Below are 2,459 nucleotides of genomic sequence, written 5' to 3' on the forward strand. Positions count from 1 at the left end.
GGCCGGGTGTTGTATGTTGCCGTGGGGCAGGAGAGAGAGCAGAATGAAAAGGGAATTAACAATAACGATGGCCGCTATATCGAAGCGGAATCCGTGCACGAAGGCCAGCGCAACTGCACCTGCGCCGGCATCGGCGAAGGAACCGTTGTTAAACAGGAAGAAGATGGCCCGCAACAGCGTATAGAGCAGAAATATTATGCCGAGACGGCGCAGCAGCAGTTGAAAGGTACTGTCGAACATCAATCCGATTTATAGAATACGTATGGCAAAAGGGGAAAACATTTTCAGGTATGCTTTTCTTCCGCATGCCGAAGCCGCCATGTAAATTGCGGCTACAATAGGCAAAGTTATCTAAAATAGTACCGATAAAGAAAACACCCGTGCTATACCTGTGCTTTTAGGAGAACTGGCACTTCGTTTTTGTTGATTGCGGACAAAATAAGAGCGCCTTCCTGATAAGTCAGAAAGGCGCTCCGGTATAGCTATACCTGTCAGGCATTACAGCACAGAATCAACCGGTACGTACTCCAGACCGAATGCATCCGCTACACCTTTGTAGACAACTTTGCCGTCCACCACGTTCAGGCCAAGCTTCAGTTCGTTGCTATCGGCGCAGGCTTGCTTCCAGCCTTTGTTGGCCACTTGCAGAACATACGGCATGGTCGCATTGGTAAGGGCCTGTGTAGAAGTATAAGGCACGGCGCCCGGCATGTTGGCTACGCAGTAGTGTACTACATCATCAATGATGAAGGTAGGATTCTCGTGCGTTGTTGGCTTGCAGGTCTCGATGCAACCTCCCTGGTCAACGGCCACGTCCACCAGCACGGTGCCCGGGCGCATTTCCTTCAGCATCTCACGCTTGATCAGGTGAGGCGCTTTGGCACCCGGGATCAACACGGCACCAATGATGAGGTCGTGCGTCGGGATCAGTTCGCGGATGTTGTATTCGTTTGACATGAGCGTGTTCACGTTGGCTGGCATGATGTCGTTCAGGTAACGCAGACGGGCCAGGTTCGTGTCCAGAATGGTCACATCGGCTCCCAGGCCGGCTGCCATCTTCGCAGCGTTGGTACCTACCACACCACCACCCAGAATCAACACTTTGGCAGGACGCACACCAGGTACGCCGCCCAGCAGGATACCACGGCCTTTCAAGGGTTTCTCCAGGTATTTGGCACCTTCCTGGATCGACATACGGCCAGCAACCTCAGACATAGGCACCAGCAAAGGAAGACTTCTGTCCGGTCTCTCCACCGTTTCATAAGCAAGGCAAGTGGCTTTGCGCTCCAGCATGGCATGCGTCAGCGGCTCATGCGATGCGAAGTGGAAATATGTGAACAGCAACTGGCCTTCCTTGATCAGGTTGTACTCCGGCTCAATCGGCTCCTTCACTTTGACGATCATCTCAGCGATACCGTATACCTCCTCGATACTTGGAAGGATCGTGGCGCCCGCCTTTGCGTATTCTTCATCCGCAAAGCCGCTACCTTCACCGGCGGTAGCCTGTACGTACACTGTGTGGCCATTGCGCACCAGTTCTACCACACCGGCAGGAAGTACGCCAACGCGGTTTTCGTTATTCTTGATTTCCTTTGGAACACCAATAATCATGTCGTTCTATATTATAGTATTAGTTGTTGGAAAAGCTGTGCAAATATACCATATCTATCATGAAATAAAATGTTAAATCCAGTTGCTGCTTTAACAATCTCAAGTCTATGGCAAGGGTCTGGGCATAAGACAGAAACTTATACCTTAAAACTTGTCATTTAACATATAGCTATACCTGCAGCAGGCAGTAGAAGGTAAAGCGATAGGGGACGATTTGAAACCGGAGAGTTACCGGGAGGAAGAAAACCGGAATGCCCGCAATGAAAAAAGGCAGTGATAAAATCACTGCCATTAGTACAAAATAAAACTATGAAAAAAACTATCTGAAAGGTACCGGCTGTGAGCCCTCCCTTAACATATTCTTTTGAGCCAGACTTTCTACTACAGTTGCCTTCAGCGTCAGCTTCAGGTCTGGCATTACAATATCGTTAGAAATAATGGAAACTACTTCGTTCTGCTCCTTTAACATTGTAGGTACATAGGTTAGTTCCAAAATTCCTTGTTGTCCAGGCTTTAAAGCTGGTACGGATACTTTATAGCTCACACAGTTGCATTTGCTCTTAACACCCTGTACCACCAGGTCCTGCCGACCTGTGTTTTTGATTGTGAATTTGGCTACAGATTTTTGTCCTTTTTCAAGTTTTCCGAAACTGTGCCATGTGTTACCAACAGCCAAACGCGGGGAATTTGCTTTTTGTTCCGGCGTGTGACTAGTTTTTAAATCTTTCGGTCCAACCTCCCCTTTTATAAAGATAACGGCCTGCGGTGTGGCCGCATTGGAGATAACGGAGATGGATTTGTGGAACGGTCCGGGACGGCCGGTGCTGTTGTAGGCAGCCTTGATCACG

At 49.1% G+C, this 2,459-nt stretch carries 2 protein-coding genes and 1 pseudogene; all 3 read right to left on the reverse strand.

The genetic code is table 11. The features are described 5' to 3' along the window. Window positions 1-240 (reverse strand): annotated as a pseudogene (locus OB13_RS20365) (hypothetical protein); the annotation flags it as partial. A 258-nt stretch (window positions 241-498) separates the two neighbouring features. Beyond that, complete coding sequence (ald, locus tag OB13_RS20370; protein ID WP_461492023.1) at window positions 499-1,611, reverse strand: alanine dehydrogenase; 1,113 nt, start codon at window positions 1,609-1,611, stop codon at window positions 499-501. 319 nt (window positions 1,612-1,930) lie between these two features. Then, window positions 1,931-2,459 (reverse strand): DUF1573 domain-containing protein (locus tag OB13_RS20375; RefSeq protein WP_461492024.1); only part of this gene is annotated, 529 nt, incomplete at its 5' end.

The sequence above is a fragment of the Pontibacter sp. HJ8 genome (genome assembly GCF_054824225.1).